This window comes from Citrobacter sp. GW821-FHT07H02, from assembly GCF_059418505.1.
On sequence record NZ_JBWKPZ010000008.1, the window covers coordinates 17,708 to 38,694 of the forward strand.

The 20,987-nt window shown below is 54.0% G+C and carries 19 protein-coding genes; 11 read left to right on the forward strand and 8 right to left on the reverse strand.

What is annotated here, in order from left to right; genetic code table 11:
- Nucleotides 1-147 precede the first annotated feature (147 nt).
- The 5 genes from flhB (at nt 148) to bglB (ending at nt 6,801) form a co-directional block, all read left to right on the forward strand.
- The gene (gene flhB, locus AC07NP_RS10615; protein WP_494660456.1) at nt 148-1,302 is read left to right on the forward strand and encodes a flagellar biosynthesis protein FlhB; all 1,155 of its coding nucleotides are present in this window, start codon (nt 148-150) and stop codon (nt 1,300-1,302) included.
- Nucleotides 1,295-3,373, forward strand: coding sequence for a flagellar biosynthesis protein FlhA (flhA, locus tag AC07NP_RS10620; protein WP_203360908.1), 2,079 nt, complete (start codon nt 1,295-1,297; stop codon nt 3,371-3,373). Before flhB ends, flhA begins: the two co-directional genes overlap by 8 nt.
- Complete coding sequence (gene flhE / locus AC07NP_RS10625; protein WP_494660457.1) at nt 3,373-3,768, forward strand: flagellar protein FlhE; 396 nt, start codon at nt 3,373-3,375, stop codon at nt 3,766-3,768. The genes flhA and flhE overlap by 1 nt, the downstream gene beginning before the upstream one ends.
- 306 nt (nt 3,769-4,074) lie before the next feature.
- Nucleotides 4,075-5,658 (forward strand): MFS transporter, encoded by a 1,584-nt coding sequence (locus AC07NP_RS10630; RefSeq protein WP_494660520.1) that lies wholly within the window; start codon nt 4,075-4,077, stop codon nt 5,656-5,658.
- 3 nt (nt 5,659-5,661) lie between these two features.
- Entirely contained in the window at nt 5,662-6,801 is a 1,140-nt protein-coding gene (bglB, locus tag AC07NP_RS10635) for a beta-galactosidase BglB (RefSeq protein WP_494660458.1), read from the forward strand.
- Between the two features lie 5 nt (nt 6,802-6,806).
- Here bglB and mrdA read toward each other — a convergent pair whose 3' ends face one another.
- Entirely contained in the window at nt 6,807-8,723 is a 1,917-nt protein-coding gene (mrdA, locus tag AC07NP_RS10640; protein ID WP_494660459.1) for a penicillin-binding protein 2, read from the reverse strand.
- A 186-nt stretch (nt 8,724-8,909) separates the two neighbouring features.
- A complete protein-coding gene (gene argS, locus AC07NP_RS10645) occupies nt 8,910-10,643 on the reverse strand; it encodes an arginine--tRNA ligase (RefSeq protein WP_494660460.1) in 1,734 nt (577 codons plus the stop codon).
- 239 nt (nt 10,644-10,882) lie between these two features.
- Here argS and AC07NP_RS10650 point away from each other — a divergent pair, with 239 nt between their 5' ends.
- Together AC07NP_RS10650 and cutC are read left to right on the forward strand one after the other, a co-directional pair.
- Nucleotides 10,883-11,452, forward strand: coding sequence for a VOC family protein (locus AC07NP_RS10650; protein WP_494660461.1), 570 nt, complete (start codon nt 10,883-10,885; stop codon nt 11,450-11,452).
- Nucleotides 11,453-11,523: 71 nt separating this feature from the next.
- Nucleotides 11,524-12,270: a copper homeostasis protein CutC gene (gene cutC, locus AC07NP_RS10655; RefSeq protein ID WP_494660462.1), complete on the forward strand. Its 747-nt coding sequence runs from the start codon at nt 11,524-11,526 to the stop codon at nt 12,268-12,270.
- 151 nt (nt 12,271-12,421) lie between these two features.
- Here the strand turns inward: cutC and cmoB are convergent, their stop codons facing one another.
- From cmoB to AC07NP_RS10680, 5 genes are read right to left on the reverse strand one after another with little or no spacing between them, the layout of a single operon-like run.
- Nucleotides 12,422-13,390 (reverse strand): tRNA 5-methoxyuridine(34)/uridine 5-oxyacetic acid(34) synthase CmoB, encoded by a 969-nt coding sequence (gene cmoB, locus AC07NP_RS10660; RefSeq protein WP_271446262.1) that lies wholly within the window; start codon nt 13,388-13,390, stop codon nt 12,422-12,424.
- Nucleotides 13,387-14,130, reverse strand: coding sequence for a carboxy-S-adenosyl-L-methionine synthase CmoA (gene cmoA / locus AC07NP_RS10665; protein WP_494660463.1), 744 nt, complete (start codon nt 14,128-14,130; stop codon nt 13,387-13,389). Before cmoA ends, cmoB begins: the two co-directional genes overlap by 4 nt.
- A 40-nt stretch (nt 14,131-14,170) precedes the next feature.
- Nucleotides 14,171-14,566: an MAPEG family protein gene (locus AC07NP_RS10670; RefSeq protein ID WP_192612502.1), complete on the reverse strand. Its 396-nt coding sequence runs from the start codon at nt 14,564-14,566 to the stop codon at nt 14,171-14,173.
- A 51-nt stretch (nt 14,567-14,617) separates the two neighbouring features.
- Complete coding sequence (locus AC07NP_RS10675; RefSeq protein WP_494660464.1) at nt 14,618-15,436, reverse strand: DUF72 domain-containing protein; 819 nt, start codon at nt 15,434-15,436, stop codon at nt 14,618-14,620.
- A complete protein-coding gene (locus tag AC07NP_RS10680; RefSeq protein ID WP_494660465.1) occupies nt 15,433-15,999 on the reverse strand; it encodes a hydrolase in 567 nt (188 codons plus the stop codon). Before AC07NP_RS10680 ends, AC07NP_RS10675 begins: the two co-directional genes overlap by 4 nt.
- Before the next feature lie 322 nt (nt 16,000-16,321).
- Between AC07NP_RS10680 and aspS the strand changes: the two genes are divergently transcribed.
- The 4 genes from aspS to ruvC all read left to right on the forward strand — a co-directional run bounded on the left by aspS (nt 16,322) and on the right by ruvC (nt 19,992).
- Nucleotides 16,322-18,094 (forward strand): aspartate--tRNA ligase, encoded by a 1,773-nt coding sequence (gene aspS, locus AC07NP_RS10685; RefSeq protein ID WP_203360919.1) that lies wholly within the window; start codon nt 16,322-16,324, stop codon nt 18,092-18,094.
- A gap of 117 nt (nt 18,095-18,211) precedes the next feature.
- Nucleotides 18,212-18,664: a dihydroneopterin triphosphate diphosphatase gene (nudB, locus tag AC07NP_RS10690; protein WP_276295165.1), complete on the forward strand. Its 453-nt coding sequence runs from the start codon at nt 18,212-18,214 to the stop codon at nt 18,662-18,664.
- A 28-nt stretch (nt 18,665-18,692) separates the two neighbouring features.
- Nucleotides 18,693-19,436, forward strand: coding sequence for a YebC/PmpR family DNA-binding transcriptional regulator (locus AC07NP_RS10695; protein WP_192612498.1), 744 nt, complete (start codon nt 18,693-18,695; stop codon nt 19,434-19,436).
- Nucleotides 19,437-19,470: 34 nt separating this feature from the next.
- A complete protein-coding gene (gene ruvC, locus AC07NP_RS10700; RefSeq protein ID WP_203360920.1) occupies nt 19,471-19,992 on the forward strand; it encodes a crossover junction endodeoxyribonuclease RuvC in 522 nt (173 codons plus the stop codon).
- On the opposite strand, the gene AC07NP_RS10705 is transcribed toward ruvC, so the two are convergent.
- A complete protein-coding gene (locus AC07NP_RS10705) occupies nt 19,993-20,595 on the reverse strand; it encodes a YebB family permuted papain-like enzyme (protein ID WP_494660466.1) in 603 nt (200 codons plus the stop codon). It lies immediately after the preceding gene.
- Between the last annotated feature and the right edge of the window lie 392 nt (nt 20,596-20,987).

Below are 20,987 nucleotides of genomic sequence, written 5' to 3' on the forward strand. Positions count from 1 at the left end.
TAATAATGTCAGTTCTCCACGCTGAAAACCTCGCCCTAAACGTAAATCAATGGTCTAAAAAGAGCGCTTTACGGGGTCTTTTCGCGCCATTGGCAGGGGCGCGTTCTGTCATCATAACGCAGAGACAACCTGGCGTGAGCGCGTGCTGTGGCAGACGAAAGCGATACCGAAGACAAAACAGAAGCTCCCACACCCCACCGACTCGAAAAAGCGCGGGAAGAAGGGCAAATCCCCCGCTCCAAAGAGCTCACCTCAATGCTGATTTTGCTGGTAGGCGTTTGCATTATCTGGATTGGCGGCGAGTCGCTGGCGGGGCGGTTATCAAACATGCTTTCGGCGGGATTACGTTTCGATCACAGCATGGTGAACGACCCCAATTTGATACTCGGGCAAATTATTCTGCTGATCAAAGAGGCGATGTGGGCGCTGTTGCCGCTGATCACCGGCGTGGTGCTGGTGGCGCTTATCTCTCCGGTAATGCTGGGGGGACTGGTTTTTAGCGGCAAGTCACTGCAGCCCAAGTTCTCAAAACTGAATCCCTTGCCAGGCATCAAACGCATGTTCTCCGCACAGACGGGGGCAGAATTGCTGAAAGCGATACTCAAATCCACCCTGGTGGGCAGCGTGACGGGGTTTTATCTCTGGCACAACTGGCCGGAGATGATGCGTTTGATGGCTGAGTCGCCGGTGACGGCGATGGGCAACGCGCTGGATCTCGTCGGGCTCTGCGCGCTGCTGGTGGTGCTGGGGGTGATTCCGATGGTGGGTTTTGACGTTTTCTTCCAGATTTTCAGCCATCTGAAAAAGTTACGTATGTCGCGCCAGGATATTCGCGATGAGTTCAAACAAAGCGAAGGCGATCCGCATGTTAAAGGGCGCATTCGCCAGATGCAGCGTGCGGCTGCGCGTCGCCGCATGATGGACGATGTGCCGAAAGCCGATGTCATTGTCACCAACCCCACGCACTACTCGGTGGCGCTGCAGTACGACGAAAACAAAATGAGTGCGCCCAAAGTGGTTGCCAAAGGGGCGGGGCTTGTGGCCCTGCGCATTCGCGAAATAGGCGCTGAACATCGCGTGCCGACGCTGGAAGCGCCGCCGCTGGCGCGTGCGTTGTATCGCCATGCTGAAATTGGTCAGCAAATTCCTGGACAACTGTATGCCGCTGTGGCGGAAGTCCTGGCATGGGTCTGGCAGCTTAAACGCTGGCGCCTTGCCGGTGGGCAGCGTCCGCCACAACCTGAAAATCTACCGGTGCCTGACGCACTGGATTTTATGAACGAGAAGAATACCGATGGCTAATCTGGTTGCGATGCTGCGCCTGCCCAACTCTATGAAGTCCACCCAATGGCAAATCCTTGCCGGGCCGATCCTCATCCTGCTGATTTTGTCGATGATGGTGCTGCCGCTGCCCGCGTTCATCCTCGACCTGCTGTTCACCTTTAATATCGCGCTGTCGATCATGGTGCTGCTGGTGGCGATGTTCACCCAGCGTACGCTGGAATTTGCCGCTTTCCCGACCATATTGCTGTTTACCACGCTGCTGCGCCTGGCGCTGAACGTGGCATCAACACGTATCATTCTGATGGAAGGGCATACTGGCGCAGCGGCGGCGGGCAAGGTGGTTGAAGCCTTCGGTCACTTCCTGGTGGGCGGGAACTTCGCCATTGGTATCGTGGTGTTCGTGATTCTGGTCATCATCAACTTTATGGTTATCACCAAAGGGGCAGGGCGTATCGCTGAGGTTGGCGCGCGCTTTGTGCTGGATGGGATGCCCGGTAAGCAGATGGCGATTGATGCCGACTTAAATGCGGGGTTGATCGGCGAAGACGAAGCGAAAAAACGGCGTACGGAAGTGACGCAGGAAGCCGATTTTTACGGTTCGATGGACGGTGCGAGTAAGTTCGTTCGCGGGGATGCCATCGCCGGTATTTTGATTATGGTGATCAACGTGGTGGGGGGACTGCTGGTGGGGGTTCTGCAACACGGCATGAGCATGGGGCACGCGGCGGAAAGTTATACCCTGCTGACCATCGGCGACGGTCTGGTCGCGCAGATCCCGGCGCTGGTGATTTCAACGGCGGCGGGCGTCATTGTTACCCGCGTCAGTACTGACCAGGATGTCGGTGAACAGATGGTCGGCCAGCTGTTCAGCAACCCTCGTGTCATGCTGCTCAGTGCGGCGGTGCTGGGGCTGCTGGGTCTGGTGCCCGGGATGCCGAACCTGGTCTTCCTGATGTTTACGGCGGCGTTACTGGGTCTTGCCTGGTGGATGCGGGGCAGAGAGCAAGCAGCGCCCGCTGAACCGCAGCCGGTGAAGATGCCGGAAAACAATTCGGTGGTGGAAGCGACCTGGAATGATGTGCAGCTCGAAGATTCCCTGGGCATGGAGGTCGGTTACCGGCTGATTCCGATGGTGGATTTTCAACAGGACGGGGAGCTGCTCGGACGTATTCGCAGTATTCGTAAAAAGTTTGCCCAGGAGATGGGATTCCTGCCGCCAGTGGTGCATATCCGCGACAATATGGATCTGCAGCCTGCCCGCTACCGAATTCTGATGAAAGGGGTGGAGATCGGCAGCGGCGATGCATACCCTGGCCGCTGGCTGGCCATTAACCCTGGGACGGCGGCGGGGACGCTGCCCGGTGAACCGACGGTGGATCCCGCTTTTGGCCTGGAGGCTATCTGGATTGAAAGCGCGTTGAAAGAGCAGGCGCAGATTCAGGGCTTTACGGTTGTGGAGGCGAGCACTGTTGTAGCTACGCACCTTAACCATCTGATCGGTCGGTTTGCGGCGGAATTGTTTGGCCGCCAGGAAGCGCAACAGCTGTTGGATCGCGTCTCGCAGGAGATGCCCAAGCTGACAGAAGATCTGGTACCCGGCGTGGTCACACTCACCACGCTACATAAAGTGCTGCAAAACCTGCTGGATGAGAAAGTGCCGATTCGCGACATGCGCACCATCCTCGAGACGCTGGCCGAACATGCCCCGATACAGAGCGATGCGCAGGAACTCACCGCCGTGGTACGTGTGGCATTGGGCCGCGCTATCACTCAGCAGTGGTTCCCGGGCAATGATGAAGTGCATGTCATTGGTCTTGATACCCCGCTTGAACGTTTGTTATTGCAGGCGTTACAGGGCGGCGGCGGACTTGAGCCTGGTCTGGCGGATCGTTTGCTGGCGCAGACGCAAGAGGCGTTGTCACGCCAGGAGATGCTGGGCGCGCCGCCCGTGCTGCTGGTGAATCATGCATTGCGCCCGCTGCTGTCACGTTTTTTACGTCGCAGTTTGCCGCAACTGGTGGTGCTTTCGAACCTGGAACTCTCGGATAACCGTAACATTCGCATGACCGCGACCATTGGAGGAAAATAATGCGTAAATTACTCAGCGTGCTGTGCCTGCTTCCGTCGATGGCGCTGGCTGCCGGAGAAGGGGCGTGGCAGGACAGCAGTACCGGTATTACCCTGAATTATCGCGGTGAGTCCGCATCTTCATCGCCGTTGTCCTCGCGACAACCGGTTTCCGGCTTAATGACTCTGGTCGCCTGGCGTTATACCCTGGACGGCCCTACGCCGGCGGGTCTGCTGGTACGTTTGTGCTCGCAATCTCGTTGTGTAGAGTTAGAAGGACAAAGCGGAACCACGCGCGGATTCACCAATGTGCCCGCTATCGAACCGCTGCGTTTCGTCTGGGAAGTGCCGGGTGGAGGACGCCTGATCCCGGCGCTTAAGGTCCAGAGTAACCAGGTGATTGTTAACTACCGCTAATTGTCAATTGTCTCTATTTCAGGCGGTTGGCAGGTGAAAATGCAAACCGCTTCGCAATTATTCGACCTCTTTTTTGATTTGTAGGAAACGCTGTTTTATAAATCGGTGACACGTGTTGCCGGACTCTTTGTGTTTCTGCCACTACACGAAATGCGGTGGCAGAAACAAAAAGGTATCACTTCCTGTAAGCTTCTATTGTAGCCGTGTATGAACTCCCCCTGGTTTTTCACTTACTCCTCCGTTCGTCTGGTGGGGCTGGTGAGGTCCAGCGTTGGCGATCTCTTCATCTTTGCAGGGTTAACGGCAATGAATACACGTAAAATTGGATTGGTGAATTATTTTGCTTATGGGGCTGGTGACTTTTTAGGTGCCGGAACGACCGCGCTAACAGCTGCCTGGCTTCTTTACTTCTATACGACGTTTTGCGGGTTAACGCCGATCGAGGCGACGTTCATTTTTGCTGCTGCAAGGGTACTTGATGCCGTTGTGAGCCCGCTGATGGGCTTTTTAACCGATAACTTCGGCTCTACGTGGCTCGGTAAACGTTTTGGCCGTCGTAAGTTCTTTATTCTGCTCGGGATCCCTTGCGTATTCAGCTACTCACTGATGTGGGTTGGCGACATGAGTTTCTGGTACTACCTGCTGACCTATCTGATCTTTGATGTCGTTTACACCATGATCCTGGTGCCTTACGAGACGCTGGTGCCGGAGATGACCGATGACTTCAAGCAGAAGACCAAGTTCTCCGGGGCGCGTATTGCAATGGCGCAAATGTCCGCCATTCTGGCCTCCTTCCTGCCGGGCATTCTTCTGACGACCTTTGGTAAAGACAACCCGGTCTCCTTTTTCTATGCCAGCATGGTGTTCTCGGTACTGTGCGCGCTGATGCTGACGTTTGTATGGTTCTTTACCTGGGAGCGTCCACGTGAAGAGTGGACGGAAGCGGCTCTGCGTGCCGAGGAAGAGAAGAAGAATCTGAACTTCCGCCAGAGCATGAGTCGTCTGTTCGTTGAACTGAGTTCGACGCTGCGCATCAAAATTTTCCGTCAGCATTTGGGGATGTACCTTGGCGGATACATCGCCCAGGACGTCTTTAACGCGGTCTTTACCTACTACGTGGTCTTCGTTCTCATGCAGGAAGCCTCAATGGCGTCGAATCTGCTGGGTACGATGGCGATATTCCAGTTCATTGCGGTTATCGGGATGATCCCGCTGTGCATCCGTTTTGGACCTGCACCGTCTTACCGGATGGTGGTCGTCCTGTTTGGCCTGAGTTCGCTGTCGTATGCCGTTCTCTATTATGCCGGTATGAGCGATGTGTACACGCTGTTACTGCTGGTTTCTGCGATTGCGGGTCTGGGACGCGGCGGTATCAACTATGTACCCTGGAACACCTATACCTACATTGCCGATGTCGATGAAGTCATTACCGGACAGCGTCGTGAAGGGATCTTCGCAGGCATTATGACGCTGACCCGTAAAGCGTCTCAGGCGGGAGCGGTGATGCTGGTGGGGATTGTGATGCAGCTGTCGGGCTTTGTGTCAGGGCAGAGTACGCAGCCTGAAGCCGTCAGCCACACTATTCTGTTGATTCTGAGCTGCGGCACGCTAATCGTACTGGCGCTGGGCTTCCTGGTTTCCCTGCGCTTCAAGCTGAATCTGCAAACGCACAGTGTTCTGCGTGAAGAGACCGCCAAAATGCGTAACTCGGGCCGGGCACTGCCAGAAGAGATTACGCCGCAGGCACGCGCCACCGTCGAGATGCTTGCAGGCATACCGTACGAATCACTTTGGGGTAACAACAATATTGGTTACCTGAACCGTAATAAACCGGCTGCGCCGTCTCTTAAGCAAGGCGCGGCAATGAATTCGACATACAATAGAGGTTAAGATATGAAAGTTTGGCCCGTCAAACACAGCCCATTATTACGTCAACCGGAGCGTTTTATCTCACGGGAAGCGCTGAAAGACTTGATTCAGACGGTGACTAAAAACCTGGTGGATATCAAGGATGAGACAGGTCAATTTCTGCTACGACTGGATGATGGCCGGGTAATTGACACCAAAGGTTGGGCCGGATGGGAGTGGACCCACGGCGTCGGCTTGTACGGGATGTACCAGTACTACCAGCAGACCGGCGATGAGGCGACGCGCGACACCATCGACAGCTGGTTTGCCGACCGTTTCGCCGAGGGCGCAACCACCAAAAACGTCAATACGATGGCACCGTTTTTAACGCTGGCCTACCGCTACGAAGAAACCCGCAACCCGGCGTATCTGCCGTGGCTTGATAGCTGGGCGGAGTGGGCGATGAATGAGATGCCACGCACCGATCACGGCGGTATGCAACACATCACGCTGGCGGAAGAAAACCATCAGCAGATGTGGGACGACACGCTGATGATGACGGTGTTGCCGCTGGCGAAAATTGGCAAACTCCTCAATCGTCCGGCGTATGTAGAAGAAGCGACCTATCAGTTCCTGCTGCATGTGCAGAATCTGATGGATAAAGAGACGGGGCTGTGGTTCCACGGCTGGAACTATGATGGGCACCATAACTTTGCCAATGCCCGCTGGGCGCGTGGCAACAGCTGGCTGACCATCGTGATCCCGGATTTTCTGGAACTACTGGATCTGCCTGAAAACAACGCCGTCCGCCGTTATCTTGTGCAGGTGCTGAATGCGCAAATAGCTGCACTGGCGAATTGTCAGGATGAGAGCGGGTTGTGGCATACCTTACTGGACGATCCGCAATCATACCTGGAAGCGTCGGCCACGGCGGGATTTGCCTACGGTATTCTGAAAGCGGTACGTAAACGCTATGTTGGTCAGGAGTATGCGGTGGTTGCCGAGAAGGCCATTAAAGGCATCGTAGCGCACATTTCACCGCAAGGTGAGTTGCTGCAAACGTCCTTTGGTACCGGCATGGGCCATGACCTTGATTTCTATCGCGAGATCCCGCTGACATCGATGCCGTACGGCCAGGCGATGGCGATGCTGTGCCTCACCGAGTATCTGCGTAAGTACTTCTAATCCACTCAAACGCTCCCCGGTGTCGGTTTCGCTACCGGGGACGCGCCTTCCGCCTGGCGGTGAACGGGCTGGGCAACGGCGTTTTGCGACACAAACAGATGATCAAGTATTTGACGCATCACCGGCGCGGCGGTCACACCGTCGCTGCCACCGTTTTCCAGAATCAATGCGATGGCGACTTTTGGGTTGTTATAGGGCGCAAACGCGGTGTAGAACACGTGGTCGCGCAGGCGAATCGGGATCATTTTCGCATTGTAGGTCTGGTTCTCTTTCAGGCTGAACACCTGAGACGTACCACTCTTGGCGGCAATACCGTAAGGTGCGGTGTGGAAGAACTTATAGCCGGTACCGTTAGGGGAATTGGCCATACCGAACATCGCCTGGCGCACCAGTCCCCAATACGGTGATGCGGCGTTGGCGATTTGTGTCGGTGGCGTGGCGGCGTGGTAAGGAATCCGGGTTTTGCCGTTATCTTCTTCCTGCAACAGGTGAGGGGCGATCACTTTCCCATTGTTGAGCAGGGCCACCATTGCTTTCACCATCTGAATCGGCGTGGCGATCCAGTACCCCTGGCCGATGCCGACCGAGATGGTATCTCCCTGATACCAGGTCTTTTTATGTACCCGCTGTTTCCAGTCGCGGCTCGGCAGCAGGCCGTTGTACTCTTCGTTAAGGTCGATACCGGTCGGTTTACCGTAGCCAAACTGCGACAACATGCTGTCGATCCTGTCGATACCCATCATAAAAGCGACCTGATAGAAAAAAGTGTCAGCCGACTCTTCAATCGCTTTGGTGACATTCAGCATGCCGTGGCCGGTTTTCTTCCAGTCGCGGTAGCGGCGTTCGGTGCCGGGGAGCGTCCATGTTGGCGCGCCAAAGAAGCTGGTCTGCGGTGTAATCACGCCGTTTAACAGCGCCGACATCGCCATATACGGTTTTACCGTGGATGCCGGTGGATACAGCCCTTGGGTGACGCGATTAATCAACGGCAGATCTTTATCCTTCAGCAGTTTATCGTACGCCTGATAGCTGATGCCTTTCACAAAGGGATTGGGGTCATAGCTGGGATTCGAGACCATCGCCAGTACCGCGCCGTCATGCGGATCTTCAACCAGTACCGCTGCGCGTTGTCCGGCAACCAGACTCTCAATATATTCCTGCAGGTGGAGATCCAGCGTCAGGTGGATATTTTTCCCGGCGACGGGGGGGACATCCTTCAGCAGACGGACAATCCGTCCATGATTATCCACCTCCACTTCCTGATAGCCGGTTTTGCCGTGCAGTTCGTTTTCGTAGTAGCGTTCAATACCCTGTTTGCCGATGTTATGGTCGGCGGCGTAGTTTTCCGCAATCCCTTCTTTGCTGAGTGTTTTTAGATCGCTATCGTTAATTTTTGAGACATAGCCAAGCACGTGCGCCAGTTCCGCACCGTAGGGATATTCCCGATCTTCGTAGCTGTTGACGGTGACGCCGCTGAAACGAAACTGGTTCACTGAGAAGCGCGCAATCTCGACTTCGGTCAGGGCATTTTTAAGCACCACCGGTCGATAGCGACTGCCTGATTTCAGCGCATGGCGAAAGGCATCGATATCCTCCTGAGTCAGGTCAACGATGGGCGTCAACTGCTGGATTAGCGTATCCATATTGCTGATTTTGTAGGGCGTAACCGCGATATCGTACCAGGTCACGTTGCGTACCAGCGGGATGCCGTTGCGGTCATAGATCATGCCCCGGGTAGGTGCGACCGGCAGCATTTTAATGTCGTTCTCATTCGAGCGGGTCGCGTAGTACTGATGCTGGCGAATTTGTAAATTGTAGAGATTGAAGAGAAGGATCCCAAAGCAGATAACCACCAGGCCGAACGCCACCACTACCCGTCTCAGAAAGAGTTTCTCTTCTGCTGCGAAATCTTTAAACGTCATTGACCCGTACCTGATTAATTAGCCGCCTAATGATACGGAGAGGTCAACGCGATGACAGACAAAAAATGTACCATCCCTCCAGAGAAATGTGTCATTCCTTGTGGCATGTTACAGAGTGCGAACGCCGGACATAAAAAAGGCCTGAGTCCGCAAGCGAACTCAGGCCTGAATGTTAAGCGTACGGGCTTACATACGTTCTACGGTTTCGATACCCAGCGTATCCAGACCCAGTTTCAGCGTTTTGGCCGTCAACAACGCCAGTTTCAGACGGCTGTTACGCACGGTTTCGCTTTCTGCGCTCAGGATCGGGCAGTGCTCATAGAAACCGGAGAACAGACCGGCGAGATCGTACAGATAGGCGCACATGACGTGCGGCGTACCTTCACGCGCGACCACTGTCAGCGTCTCTTCAAACTGCAACAGGCGAGCGGCTAACTGCGCTTCGCGATCTTCGCTGATGATAACCGGTGCCGCCGCCAGCGCGTCTTCATCGATTTCTGCTTTACGGAATACGGACAGGACACGGGTGTATGCATACTGCATGTAAGGCGCTGTGTTGCCTTCAAACGCCAGCATGTTGTCCCAGTCGAAGATGTAGTCGGTGGTGCGGTTTTTGGAGAGATCCGCATATTTCACCGCGCCGATGCCGACGGCATTTGCCAGTTTTTCCAGCTCATCGGCAGGCATGTCAGGATTCTTCTCTGCCACCAGACGGCGTGCGCGTTCAAGCGCTTCGTCCAGCAGGTCAGCCAGTTTCACCGTGCCGCCCGCGCGGGTTTTGAACGGTTTACCGTCTTTACCCAGCATCATGCCGAACATATGGTGTTCCAGCGGTACGGAGTCCGGCACATAGCCCGCTTTACGCACGATAGTCCATGCCTGCATCAGGTGTTGGTGCTGGCGGGAATCGATGTAGTACAGCACGCGATCGGCATGCAGCGTTTCATAGCGGTATTTGGCGCAGGCGATGTCAGTGGTGGTATAGAGGTAGCCGCCATCTTTCTTCTGAATGATGACGCCCATCGGGTCGCCTTCCTTGTTTTTGTACTCATCAAGGAACACCACCGTCGCGCCTTCGCTTTCAACGGCCAGGCCTTTGGCTTTCAGATCGGCGACGATACCCGGCAGCATCGGGTTGTACAGGCTCTCGCCCATCACGTCGTCACGCGTCAGCGTCACATTCAGGCGATCGTAGGTTAACTGGTTCTGCGTCATGGTGATGTCGACCAGTTTGCGCCACATTTCGCGGAAGTACGCATCGCCGCCTTGCAGTTTCACCACGTAATTACGTGCGCGCTCGGCAAACACTTCATCTTCATCGTAGTGCTTCTTCGCATCACGATAGAATCCTTCCAGGTCAGCCAGCGCCATTTCACCGGCGTTTTCCTGCTGCTGTTTTTCCAGCCAGGCGATCAGCATACCAAACTGTGTGCCCCAGTCGCCGACGTGGTTGGCGCGAATAACGTGGTGGCCCAGAAACTCCAGGGTACGCACGGCCGCGTCACCGATAATGGTCGAACGCAGGTGGCCGACGTGCATCTCTTTAGCGACGTTAGGCGCAGAGTAATCCACAACAACTGTCTGCTTTTCTGGGAGAGCGACACCCAGACGGTCACTGGTCAGCGCCTGCTGTACGTTTTGGGCGAGAAACGCCGCATCGAGGAAAATATTGATAAAGCCCGGACCGGCAATTTCAACCTTGCTGGCGATGCCGTTGAGATCCAGATGAGTCAGCACCTGCTCTGCAAGTTGTCGCGGCGCCATACCCAGTTTTTTAGCAACTGCCATCATGCCGTTAGCCTGATAGTCGCCGAACTGTACTTTTGCTGACTGACGAACCTGAGGTTCGCAATCTGCAGGCGCGCCTGCAGCAATCATGGCCTGACGGACTTTTTCTGAGAGAAGAGCCTGAATATTCACCGGAATACCTTACGTTTAAGACGCGAGTTGACTGTGCCCGCACCAGTTTAAGAATTTAGGGCGGGAGTATACTGCAAATGCCCGTTTGCGTCAGCACTGGCGCATGTCGTCGCTGCTCTGAAATCGCCTCAATAGAATGAGGCATCACTGTTCACGGCGCGTTGACCACAATCAGCGGTTGGTTGCCGCCCCGCAACAGAGTAAATTAGCGGCTTTGAAGATGAAGAAGAGTATCCAAAATGGCGAACTGGCAATCTATTGACGAACTGCATGATATTTCCGCGGATTTGCCGCGTTTTGCGCTGGCGTTAACGGCGCTTTCTACTCGCCTCGGTCTGGATCTGGCCCCCCTTGAGGCCGACCATATCTCTCTTCGCTGCCATCAGAATGCGACCGCAGAACGGTGGCGCCGTGGCTTTGAGCAGTGCGGCGAACTCCTGTCGGAAAATATCATCAATGGCAGACCGATCTGTCTGTTCAAATTGAAAGAACCTGTTTGTGTTGAACACTGGCAATTCAGCGTTGTGGAATTGCCGTGGCCGGGCGAAAAGCGCTACCCGCACGAAGGCTGGGAACATATTGAAATTGTGTTGCCTGGCGAGCCGGAAACGTTGAACGCCCGGGCGCTGGCGCTGCTCTCTGACGATGGTTTAAGCCAGCCGGGGATTTTTGTGAAAACCAGTTCGCCTAAAGGCGAGCACGAACGTCTGCCGAACCCGACGCTGGCGGTGACGGATGGTAAGGTCACCATCAAGTTTCACCCGTGGTCGATTGAAGCCATTGTGGCAAGCGAACAGTCAGGGCAATGAGTTTGTGAGCGTCTGCGACGTTTAGCGCAAACCGACATGGCATGATATACGATTCAGAAAAAGGAGTGAGTATGGCATTGCTCGAGATTTGTTGTTACAGCATGGAGTGCGCGTTAACCGCGCAGCAAAACGGTGCCGATCGGATCGAGTTGTGTTCAGCACCGAAAGAGGGCGGATTGACGCCTTCGCTGGGTGTGCTGCGTTCGGTTCGTCAACACGTAACGATTCCCGTGCATCCGATTATTCGCCCCCGCGGCGGTGATTTTTGTTATACCGACGGTGAATTTGCCGCCATGCTGGACGATGTGCGCACGGTCAGGGAATTGGGTTTTCCCGGACTGGTGGTGGGCATTCTGGACGTGGACGGTAACGTGGATATGCCGCGAATGGAAAAAATAATGGCCGCTGCCGGGCCGTTAGCCGTGACGTTTCATCGTGCCTTCGATATGTGCGCTAATCCATTAAATGCGCTTAAGAATCTGGCAGATTTGGGTGTTGCGAGAGTGCTGACATCCGGGCAAAAATCTGACGCACTGCAAGGTTTACCAATAATTATGGAACTAATTGCACAGGCCGGTGCTCCAATAATTATGGCCGGAGCAGGGGTTCGTGCAAAAAATTTGCAGGATTTCCTGAATGCAGGTGTCAGGGAAGTACACAGTTCTGCCGGAACCCAGGTTGCCTCGCCAATGCGTTATCGCAATCAGGGACTGTCGATGTCAGCGGATACGCAAGCGGATGAATATTCCCGCAGTGTGGTTGACGGGGCGGCGGTTGCAGAGATGAAAGGAATCATTGTTCGTCATCAGGCCAACTGATTTTTACCGTTGCATCATGTCGCCCAATATGATGCTTGCTCGTACCAGGCCCCTGCAATTTCAACAGGGGCCTTTTTTTATCTTTTTCGAAGTGTGCGTAATTTTCATTAGCGTTGTAGGCCCGGTAAGCATAGCGCCACCGGGAAATTCATCAGGGTTTACGCGCAATCAACACCGCACGCAGAGGGGCGGGGTAGCCTTCGACCGTTTTGCTGCTGTCGTTCGGGTCAAGGAAATCGGCCAGCGACTCGGTCACCATCCATTCGGTACGGCGCTGCTCTTCGGTTGACGTTACACAAACGTCCGCGATACGCACATCGACAAAACCGCATTTCTCCAGCCAGTTTTTTAACGCCAGCGCGGAAGGAATAAAGTAGACGTTACGCATCTGCGCGTAGCGATCGCCCGGCACCAGAACGGTATTTTCATCGCCCTCGACGACCAGCGTCTCAAGCACCAGTTCACCGTCTTTGACCAGTTGATCCTTTAACTGCCATAGATGCTCCAGCGGCGAGCGGCGATGATAAAGCACGCCCATCGAAAATACGGTATCAAACGCATTCAGCGCGGGCAGTTGTTCGATCCCCAGCGGCAGCAGATGCGCACGCTGATCGTTACCTAACAATTTCCGCACCGCTTCAAACTGGCACAAAAACAGCTGCGTTGGGTCGATCCCGACGGCGAGATGTGCGCCAGCGCCAATCATGCGCCACATGTGATAGCCGCTGCCGCAGCCCACATCCAGAATTGTGCGCCCGGTAAGATCGGACAGATGCGGCAATACGCGATCCCACTTCCAGTCAGAACGCCATTCGGTATCAATATTGACGCCGTACAACGAGTACGGGCCTTTACGCCACGGCATCAGGTTGCGCATCAGGGTATCGATACGTTTAAGCTGGCCTTCGCTCAGCGGTGTTTCGCTTTCGGCAGTGACGCTGTGCAGCAGATCCAGACGGTGCGGCGTTAACTCTGGCAGAAATTCAACCGCGTTCGACCACTGTTTAAACAGACCATGCTGATCGCGCTGCCAGGCCGCAATTTGCGCGGGCAGGGTTTCAAGCCAGTGGGAAAGGTGATTTTTGGCAATTAGCTGATAAAAATTTCCGAACTCAATCATGCGGAAACCTCAGCTTTTAGCGCCACCAGAGAACCAAAGTTGAAGCACTGGAACCACAGTTCGCTGTGCTCGAATCCGGCCTGACGCAGACGCGTTTTATGAGTTTCGACGGAATCGGTCAGCATGACGTTTTCCAGCATGCTGCGCTTCTGGCTGATTTCCAGTTCGCTGTAGCCGTTGGCACGTTTGAAGTCATGATGCATGTTGAACAGCAATTCGCCGACCTGCACATCTTCAAAACTGAACTTCTCTGACAGCACCAGCGCGCCGCCCGGATTCAACCCCTGATAAATCTTATCCAGCAATGCCTGGCGCTCGGGCGGCTCAAGGAATTGCAGGGTAAAATTCAGCACCACCATCGAGGCGTTTTCGATAGCGATATGACGAATATCGCCTTCCACAATCTCAACGGGCGTCGGGGCTTTGTAAGCATCGATGTGGCGGCGGCAGCGTTCAATCATTGCTGGTGAGTTGTCGACGGCGATTATCTTGCAATTGTCATGATGGATGTTGCGACGCACCGAGAGCGTCGCCGCGCCCAGAGAACAACCCAAATCGTAGACCTGTGTGTTGGGTTTAACAAAACGTTCAGCCAGCATGCCAATCATCGAGATAATGTTGGAGTAGCCGGGAACGGAACGCTGGATCATATCCGGGAAGACTTCAGCTACCCGTTCATCAAAGGTCCAGTCACCCAGGCTGGCGATAGGCGCAGAAAAAAGCGTGTCGCGGTGAGACATAACGTAAAAGTCCGGGAAAAATAAAGGGGCGTATTGTGCGCTAATGCAGGGAGAAAACCAACTCCCAGGGCATATACCAGAGATTTGCCAGCACCATCAGCAACAGGGCGCACCAGGTTGCGCTCATACCGGAACGCCGCCAGCGAAACAGCCGGTGATAGAACCCGTAATAATGCATGAGCCGACCGGCAATGAGAATCAGGCCGCAGATGTGCACCATCCATGTTTCCGCACCGTTCATCTCCATAAACAGCAGCAGTACCAGCGCAACAGGAATATATTCCACCGCATTGCCATGAATACGAATCGCACTTTGTAGCTCGCTAAAACCGCCGTCACCATAGGCAACGCGGTACTGCATCCGTAGACGAACAACGTCAAAGGAGAACTTCATCAACAATAACGCACCCAATACGGCATATAGCGCGCTTACCATACAAACTCCCTTTAAAATGGCTGATGGCATTGTCTATGATAGGTGGCATTTTCAGAAAAGAGAAGATTGCTGTGGAATAGACGGTGCGGCGCCAATACCAGGAATAACGGCATGTAAATCCTGCCAGATGGCGTCTACTAACTCCGGAGCCTGCGCGATATCGGGCGTGTGTAAAAAAAGGTAGGGCGTCGTGGACTGTTCCCAGAGCGGTAATTTGTTTAACCAGGCGGTGAAAAAATCACGATTTTGTATCATGTCATCGCTGCCGATGAATCGCACCATCGGGTGACCGGCAGTGACAACCGCATGTACAGGGACTCTGGGTTTCTTGCGCTGCGCCTCGCGTATCGCCTCATTGTGAGGGCGGGCGGCATGGACTGGACGGCTGTCGAGAATGACCCGGTTGACGCCTCTCTCGTGTAAGCCACGATTGAGCTGTTGTTCCTCTTCGCCTTTTGCAAAGAATCCCGGATGCCGGACTTCAACACCGTACGTGAAGCGCCCGGGCAGGGCATCAAGAAATTGCCACAATGCCGGAAGTTCGCGAGGTGAAAATGTGGCGGGAAGCTGGAGCCAGTATTGACCAATGCGCCCCTCAAGCGGCGACATGCGGGTCAAAAACTCCAGCACTAAATCGTCACAGTTTTTCAGCGCGGCTTGATGCGTGATGGTCGCCGGAAACTTAAAACAGAAGCGAAAATCATCGGTCGTCTGCGCGTGCCAGCGTTCAACCACCTCGGCTTTAGGAAGCGCGTACAAGGTGGTATTGCCCTCCACACAATTGAAGTGGCGGGCATATTCTTCAAGGCTGGTTATCCCCAGACGCACCCACTTTGGGTGCGACCATTGCGGTAAGCCGATGTAAATCATAGCGCTTTCAGGATTTCTTCCACGCGACGCACGCGGGCGATGCGCGGGAAAATGTGCGTGACGCTGCTCTGGTGTTGCTCGGTACTTGCCGCGCTACAGGCATCTTCGGCAATGATCAGCCGAAAGCCCAGTTCCCAGGCGTTGCGGGCCGTGGATTCCACGCCGATGTTGGTGGAGATCCCGCACAGGACGAGCGTGTCAATGCCGCGACGGCGCAGTTGCAGTTCCAGGTCAGTGCCGTAGAACGCCCCCCACTGGCGTTTAGTGACCTCAAGATCGCTGTCGGCTTTGCCCAATGCCGCCGGGTAATTCCACCAGTTTTCTGGCAATGCTTTTGCAGGGGATGGGGCATCGACAGGCTGTTTTAGTGCTTCTGCGTAATCCGGCGACCAGCCGACACGCACCATCACCACCGGTGAACCGTGAACACGGAATTTTTCCGCCAGACGTGCAGCGCGATCCACAACGTCTGGTGCGGAATGTGGGCCTGCGGCGAAGGGTAAAATGCCCTCCTGCAAATCAATGACCACCAGCGCGGTGGTTGAGGCGTTCAGTTCCAGCATAAAGACTCCCGTATTTTCAACGCTATTTCGCTCTATCTTAGTCGCGGTCCTGGAGGCGAGGGGCAACAAATTTTGTCTTTTTTTTGCGTATACGCAATACCTGCGGCGTAAACATGCGTACAGTCAGTGTCTGGTTCGGAGTCTGTTCTGGTTCAAAGTGGTAAGTAATCGAACCTTGATGGGATAGACTCTTATCGTGCGGCAGAATTTCCAGTATAATAGCCGCCTTTTTTCATTCAGTTGTGACATTCAGCTAACGCTGCGACTTGGTCACCTGCGAGGCAGGCGACATTCCGCCTGCGGCAAAGTTAAGGGATATCTCATGCGTACAGAATATTGCGGGCAGCTACGTCTGTCCCACGAGGGGCAGCAGGTGACTCTGTGTGGTTGGGTCAACCGTCGTCGTGATCTTGGTAGCCTGATCTTTATCGATATGCGCGACCGCGAAGGTATCGTGCAGGTATTTTTCGACCCGGACCGTGCGGACGCATTAAAGCTGGCCTCCGAACTGCGTAATGAGTTCTGCATCCAGGTTACGGGTACCGTACGCGCGCGTGACGCGAAAAACGTTAACGCCGATATGGCGACGGGCGAAATTGAAGTACTGGCGTCCGATCTGACCATCATCAACCGTTCAGAATCACTGCCGCTGGACTCTAACCACGTTAATACCGAAGAAGCGCGTCTGAAGTATCGCTACCTGGACCTGCGTCGTCCGGAAATGGCGCAGCGTCTGAAAACACGCGCCAAAATTACCAGCCTGGTGCGTCGCTTTATGGATGACCACGGTTTCCTCGACATCGAAACCCCGATGCTGACCAAAGCCACGCCAGAAGGTGCGCGTGACTATCTGGTGCCTTCACGCGTTCACAAAGGTAAATTTTACGCGCTGCCGCAGTCTCCACAGCTGTTCAAACAGCTGCTGATGATGTCTGGCTTTGATCGCTATTATCAGATTGTAAAATGCTTCCGCGACGAAGACTTACGTGCCGACCGCCAGCCTGAATTTACCCAGGTCGACGTGGAGACCTCCTTCATGACGGCACCGCAGGTGCGTGAAGTGATGGAAGCGCTGGTGCGTAATCTGTGGCAGGAAGTGAAAGGGGTGGATCTGGGTGATTTCCCGATCATGACTTTCGCCGAAGCTGAGCGTCGTTACGGTTCCGATAAGCCGGATCTGCGTAACCCGATGGAACTGGTGGATGTTGCCGATCTGTTGAAATCCGTCGATTTTGCCGTATTCTCCGGTCCGGCGAACGATCCGAAAGGCCGCGTGGCTGCTCTGCGTGTGCCGGGTGGTGCCAGCTTAAGTCGTAAGCAAATCGACGACTACGGTAACTTTATTAAGATCTACGGTGCGAAAGGTTTGGCTTACATTAAAGTCACCGAGCGTGCGAAAGGTCTGGAAGGGATCACCAGCCCTGTTGCCAAGTTCCTCAATGCTGAAATCGTGGAAGCCATTCTGGATCGTACCGCTGCGCAAGACGGCGATATGATTTTCTTCGGCGCTGACAGCAAGAAAGTGGTTGCCGACTCTATGGGCGCACTGCGCCTCAAACTGGGTAAAGATCTGAGCCTGACCGACGAAACCAAATGGGCGCCGTTGTGGGTTATCGACTTCCCGATGTTTGAAGACGATGGTGAAGGTGGCCTGACGGCGATGCACCATCCGTTTACTGCACCGAAAGACATGACTGCTGCTGAGCTTCAGGCTGCGCCTGAAAATGCTGTTGCCAACGCGTACGATATGGTGATCAACGGCTACGAAGTGGGCGGCGGTTCCGTTCGTATCCACAACGGCGAAATGCAGCAAACCGTGTTTGGTATTCTGGGCATCAACGAACAAGAGCAGCGTGAGAAGTTCGGCTTCCTGCTGGATGCGCTGAAATATGGCACGCCGCCGCACGCAGGCCTGGCGTTTGGTCTGGATCGTCTGACCATGCTGCTGACCGGAACTGATAACATTCGTGACGTTATTGCCTTCCCGAAAACCACGGCTGCTGCCTGCCTGATGACTGAAGCGCCAAGCTTTGCTAATGAAGCTGCGCTGGCAGAACTGAGCATTCAGGTTGTGAAGAAGGCCGAGAATAACTGATATGGCTGCTGTACACGAAATCATTCGCGTTGCATCGCGGCGGCAACTGAGTGAATACCCATGAGCATAGAGAACTATGTGAATGGGATGAACGATGGCAGCCAACAAAGAGGCAGCGTGAAGGATAAAGTGTATAAGCGTCCCGTTTCGGTTCTGGTCGTTATTTTTGCCCAAGATACGAAGCGGGTGCTGATGTTACAGCGACGCGACGATCCCGATTTCTGGCAGTCGGTTACCGGCAGTCTGGAAGAGGGTGAAACCGCGTCGCAAGCCGCCATGCGCGAAGTAAAGGAAGAGGTCACCATTGATGTTGCGACAGAGCAACTGACCTTAATTGACTGCCAGCGCACGGTGGAGTTTGAGATTTTTCGCCATTTACGTCATCGCTATGCGCCGGGAATCGAACGTAATACCGAATCCTGGTTTTGCCTGGCACTTCCCTCAGAACGAGAGATCGTGTTCACCGAACATCTGACCTATCGTTGGGTTAATGCGGCTGAGGCTGCACAGTTAACCAAGTCGTGGAGTAATCGGCAGGCGATCGAAGAATTTGTTATTAACGTCGCCTGAGAAGGCGCGCTTTTTGGAGATACTATTTATGGCAGGTCATAGTAAATGGGCCAACACCAGACATCGCAAAGCAGCGCAGGATTCTAAGCGCGGCAAAATTTTCACCAAGATCATTCGTGAGCTGGTGACGGCGGCCAAACTGGGTGGCGGCGATCCGGACGCTAACCCGCGTCTGCGTGCAGCTATAGATAAAGCACTGTCAAACAACATGACGCGTGACACGCTGAACCGTGCAATCGCGCGTGGCGTGGGCGGTGATGATGACGCGAACATGGAAACCATCATCTATGAAGGTTATGGTCCTGGCGGCACCGCGGTGATGATTGAATGTCTGTCCGACAACCGTAACCGTACGGTAGCGGAAGTGCGTCACGCATTCAGCAAAACTGGCGGCAACCTCGGTACCGACGGTTCCGTGGCGTATCTGTTCAGCAAAAAAGGCGTTATCTCCTTTGAAAAGGGCGACGAAGACACCATCATGGAAGCGGCGCTGGAAGCCGGTGCTGAAGACGTTGTGACCTTTGACGACGGCGCGATTGATGTCTATACCGCATGGGAAGAGATGGGCAAAGTGCGTGATGCACTGGAAGCCGCCGGTCTGAAAGCCGACAGCGCTGAAGTCTCAATGATCCCGTCGACCAAAGCGGATATGGATGCGGAAACCGCACCTAAACTGATGCGTCTGATCGACCTGCTGGAAGATTGTGATGATGTGCAGGAAGTTTACCACAACGGTGAAATCTCCGATGAGGTTGCCGCTACCTTAGAATGACGTGGTTAAGCGATAACATAACAGGAGATGCGTGATGTCCATTATTCTCGGCATTGACCCGGGCTCACGCATCACCGGTTATGGCGTGATCCGCCAGGTCGGTCGGCAACTGACCTACCTGGGCAGCGGATGTATTCGTACCAAAGTGGATGATTTACCGTCGCGCCTGAAGCTGATTTATGCGGGCGTGTCGGAAATCATTACCCAGTTTCAGCCGGACTACTTTGCCATTGAGCAGGTTTTTATGGCGAAGAACGCGGATTCCGCGCTCAAACTGGGTCAGGCGCGTGGTGTGGCGATTGTCGCTGCCGTAAATCAGGATCTGCCGGTGTTTGAATATGCGGCACGTCAGGTCAAGCAGACCGTCGTCGGGATAGGCAGCGCGGAGAAAAGTCAGGTTCAGCATATGGTGCGTACCTTGCTTAAACTCCCCGCTAACCCGCAGGCGGATGCCGCCGATGCGCTGGCGATTGCCATCACCCATTGCCATGTAAGCCAAAACGCGATGCAAATGAGCGACTCCAGACTCAATCTGGCGCGTGGACGACTGCGCTAGTTATACCGTCTCAGCCTCTGCTGGCTGAGACGTTTCTATCCCACTCGCATCAATCAGTACTAAATTCGGATGATGCCACAGGCTGGCAGGCGTTACGGTTTTACGTTCCCACGGAATTGAACCTAAAAACCAGAACTTCCAGAAGGCAAGTTTTGCGTTCGGGTTGCTGCGCAAAAGATTTTCAAATGTCTCTATTTCCCCGACCGAAATGCATAATGCCTCTTTATAAATATCGAAGACGAATTTGGAGCAGAACTGACGTGCAGAGTCGTATTTAAAGCCGGTGTGATAGAGTTTATGCAGGCGGCCAGGGACCTTTTCGACCAGCGAAAGTTTCTGTTCTGTCGTTAATCCGCCAGCCAGACGACGGACGGCATAACGTTGATCGGTAGAGCGCTGAATAAAACGCGACATCGTGGTGACCGTCGAGAGCGGCACGCGACTTTCCGCCACCAGATAATCATCGCCATTATGTCCCACAATAATCCCTACATGATTACACCAGCACTGTGATGCCGCGGAGATCTGCCCAAACAGACGAGCACCTATGCAGGTAAATACGATATCGCCGGTCTCGTATTTGGCAGGGTAATTAATTTTCACGGTTCTAATCCATTATTGATATGTGGAACAACGTCTTTTTTCATCCTGATAAAGAACTAGCATTGTATTTAAATAATGACAAGGAATGTTTTATGCGATGCTTTGAATTACCGAGTTCCCTCGATAGAAATGATTATAATGAATACCCAATTTACGCTAACCAGGTTTCGGTTGAAATTGATAATAACGCGGGTTTAGCAACGAATTAATGATGGGCAGACGCCACCATGATATAAAACAAAAATATTATTTGGCTGTAATTAATAATGGAAAGAGATGTATCTCCTTGGGCGTCTTTAGATGAAAAGTATGCAGATTGGGTAAAGTCTGGTCGCGGCAGCGATGAGCAAAAACGCATGCAACTCGCCAGGTGAAGGTATGGTCTTTATGAC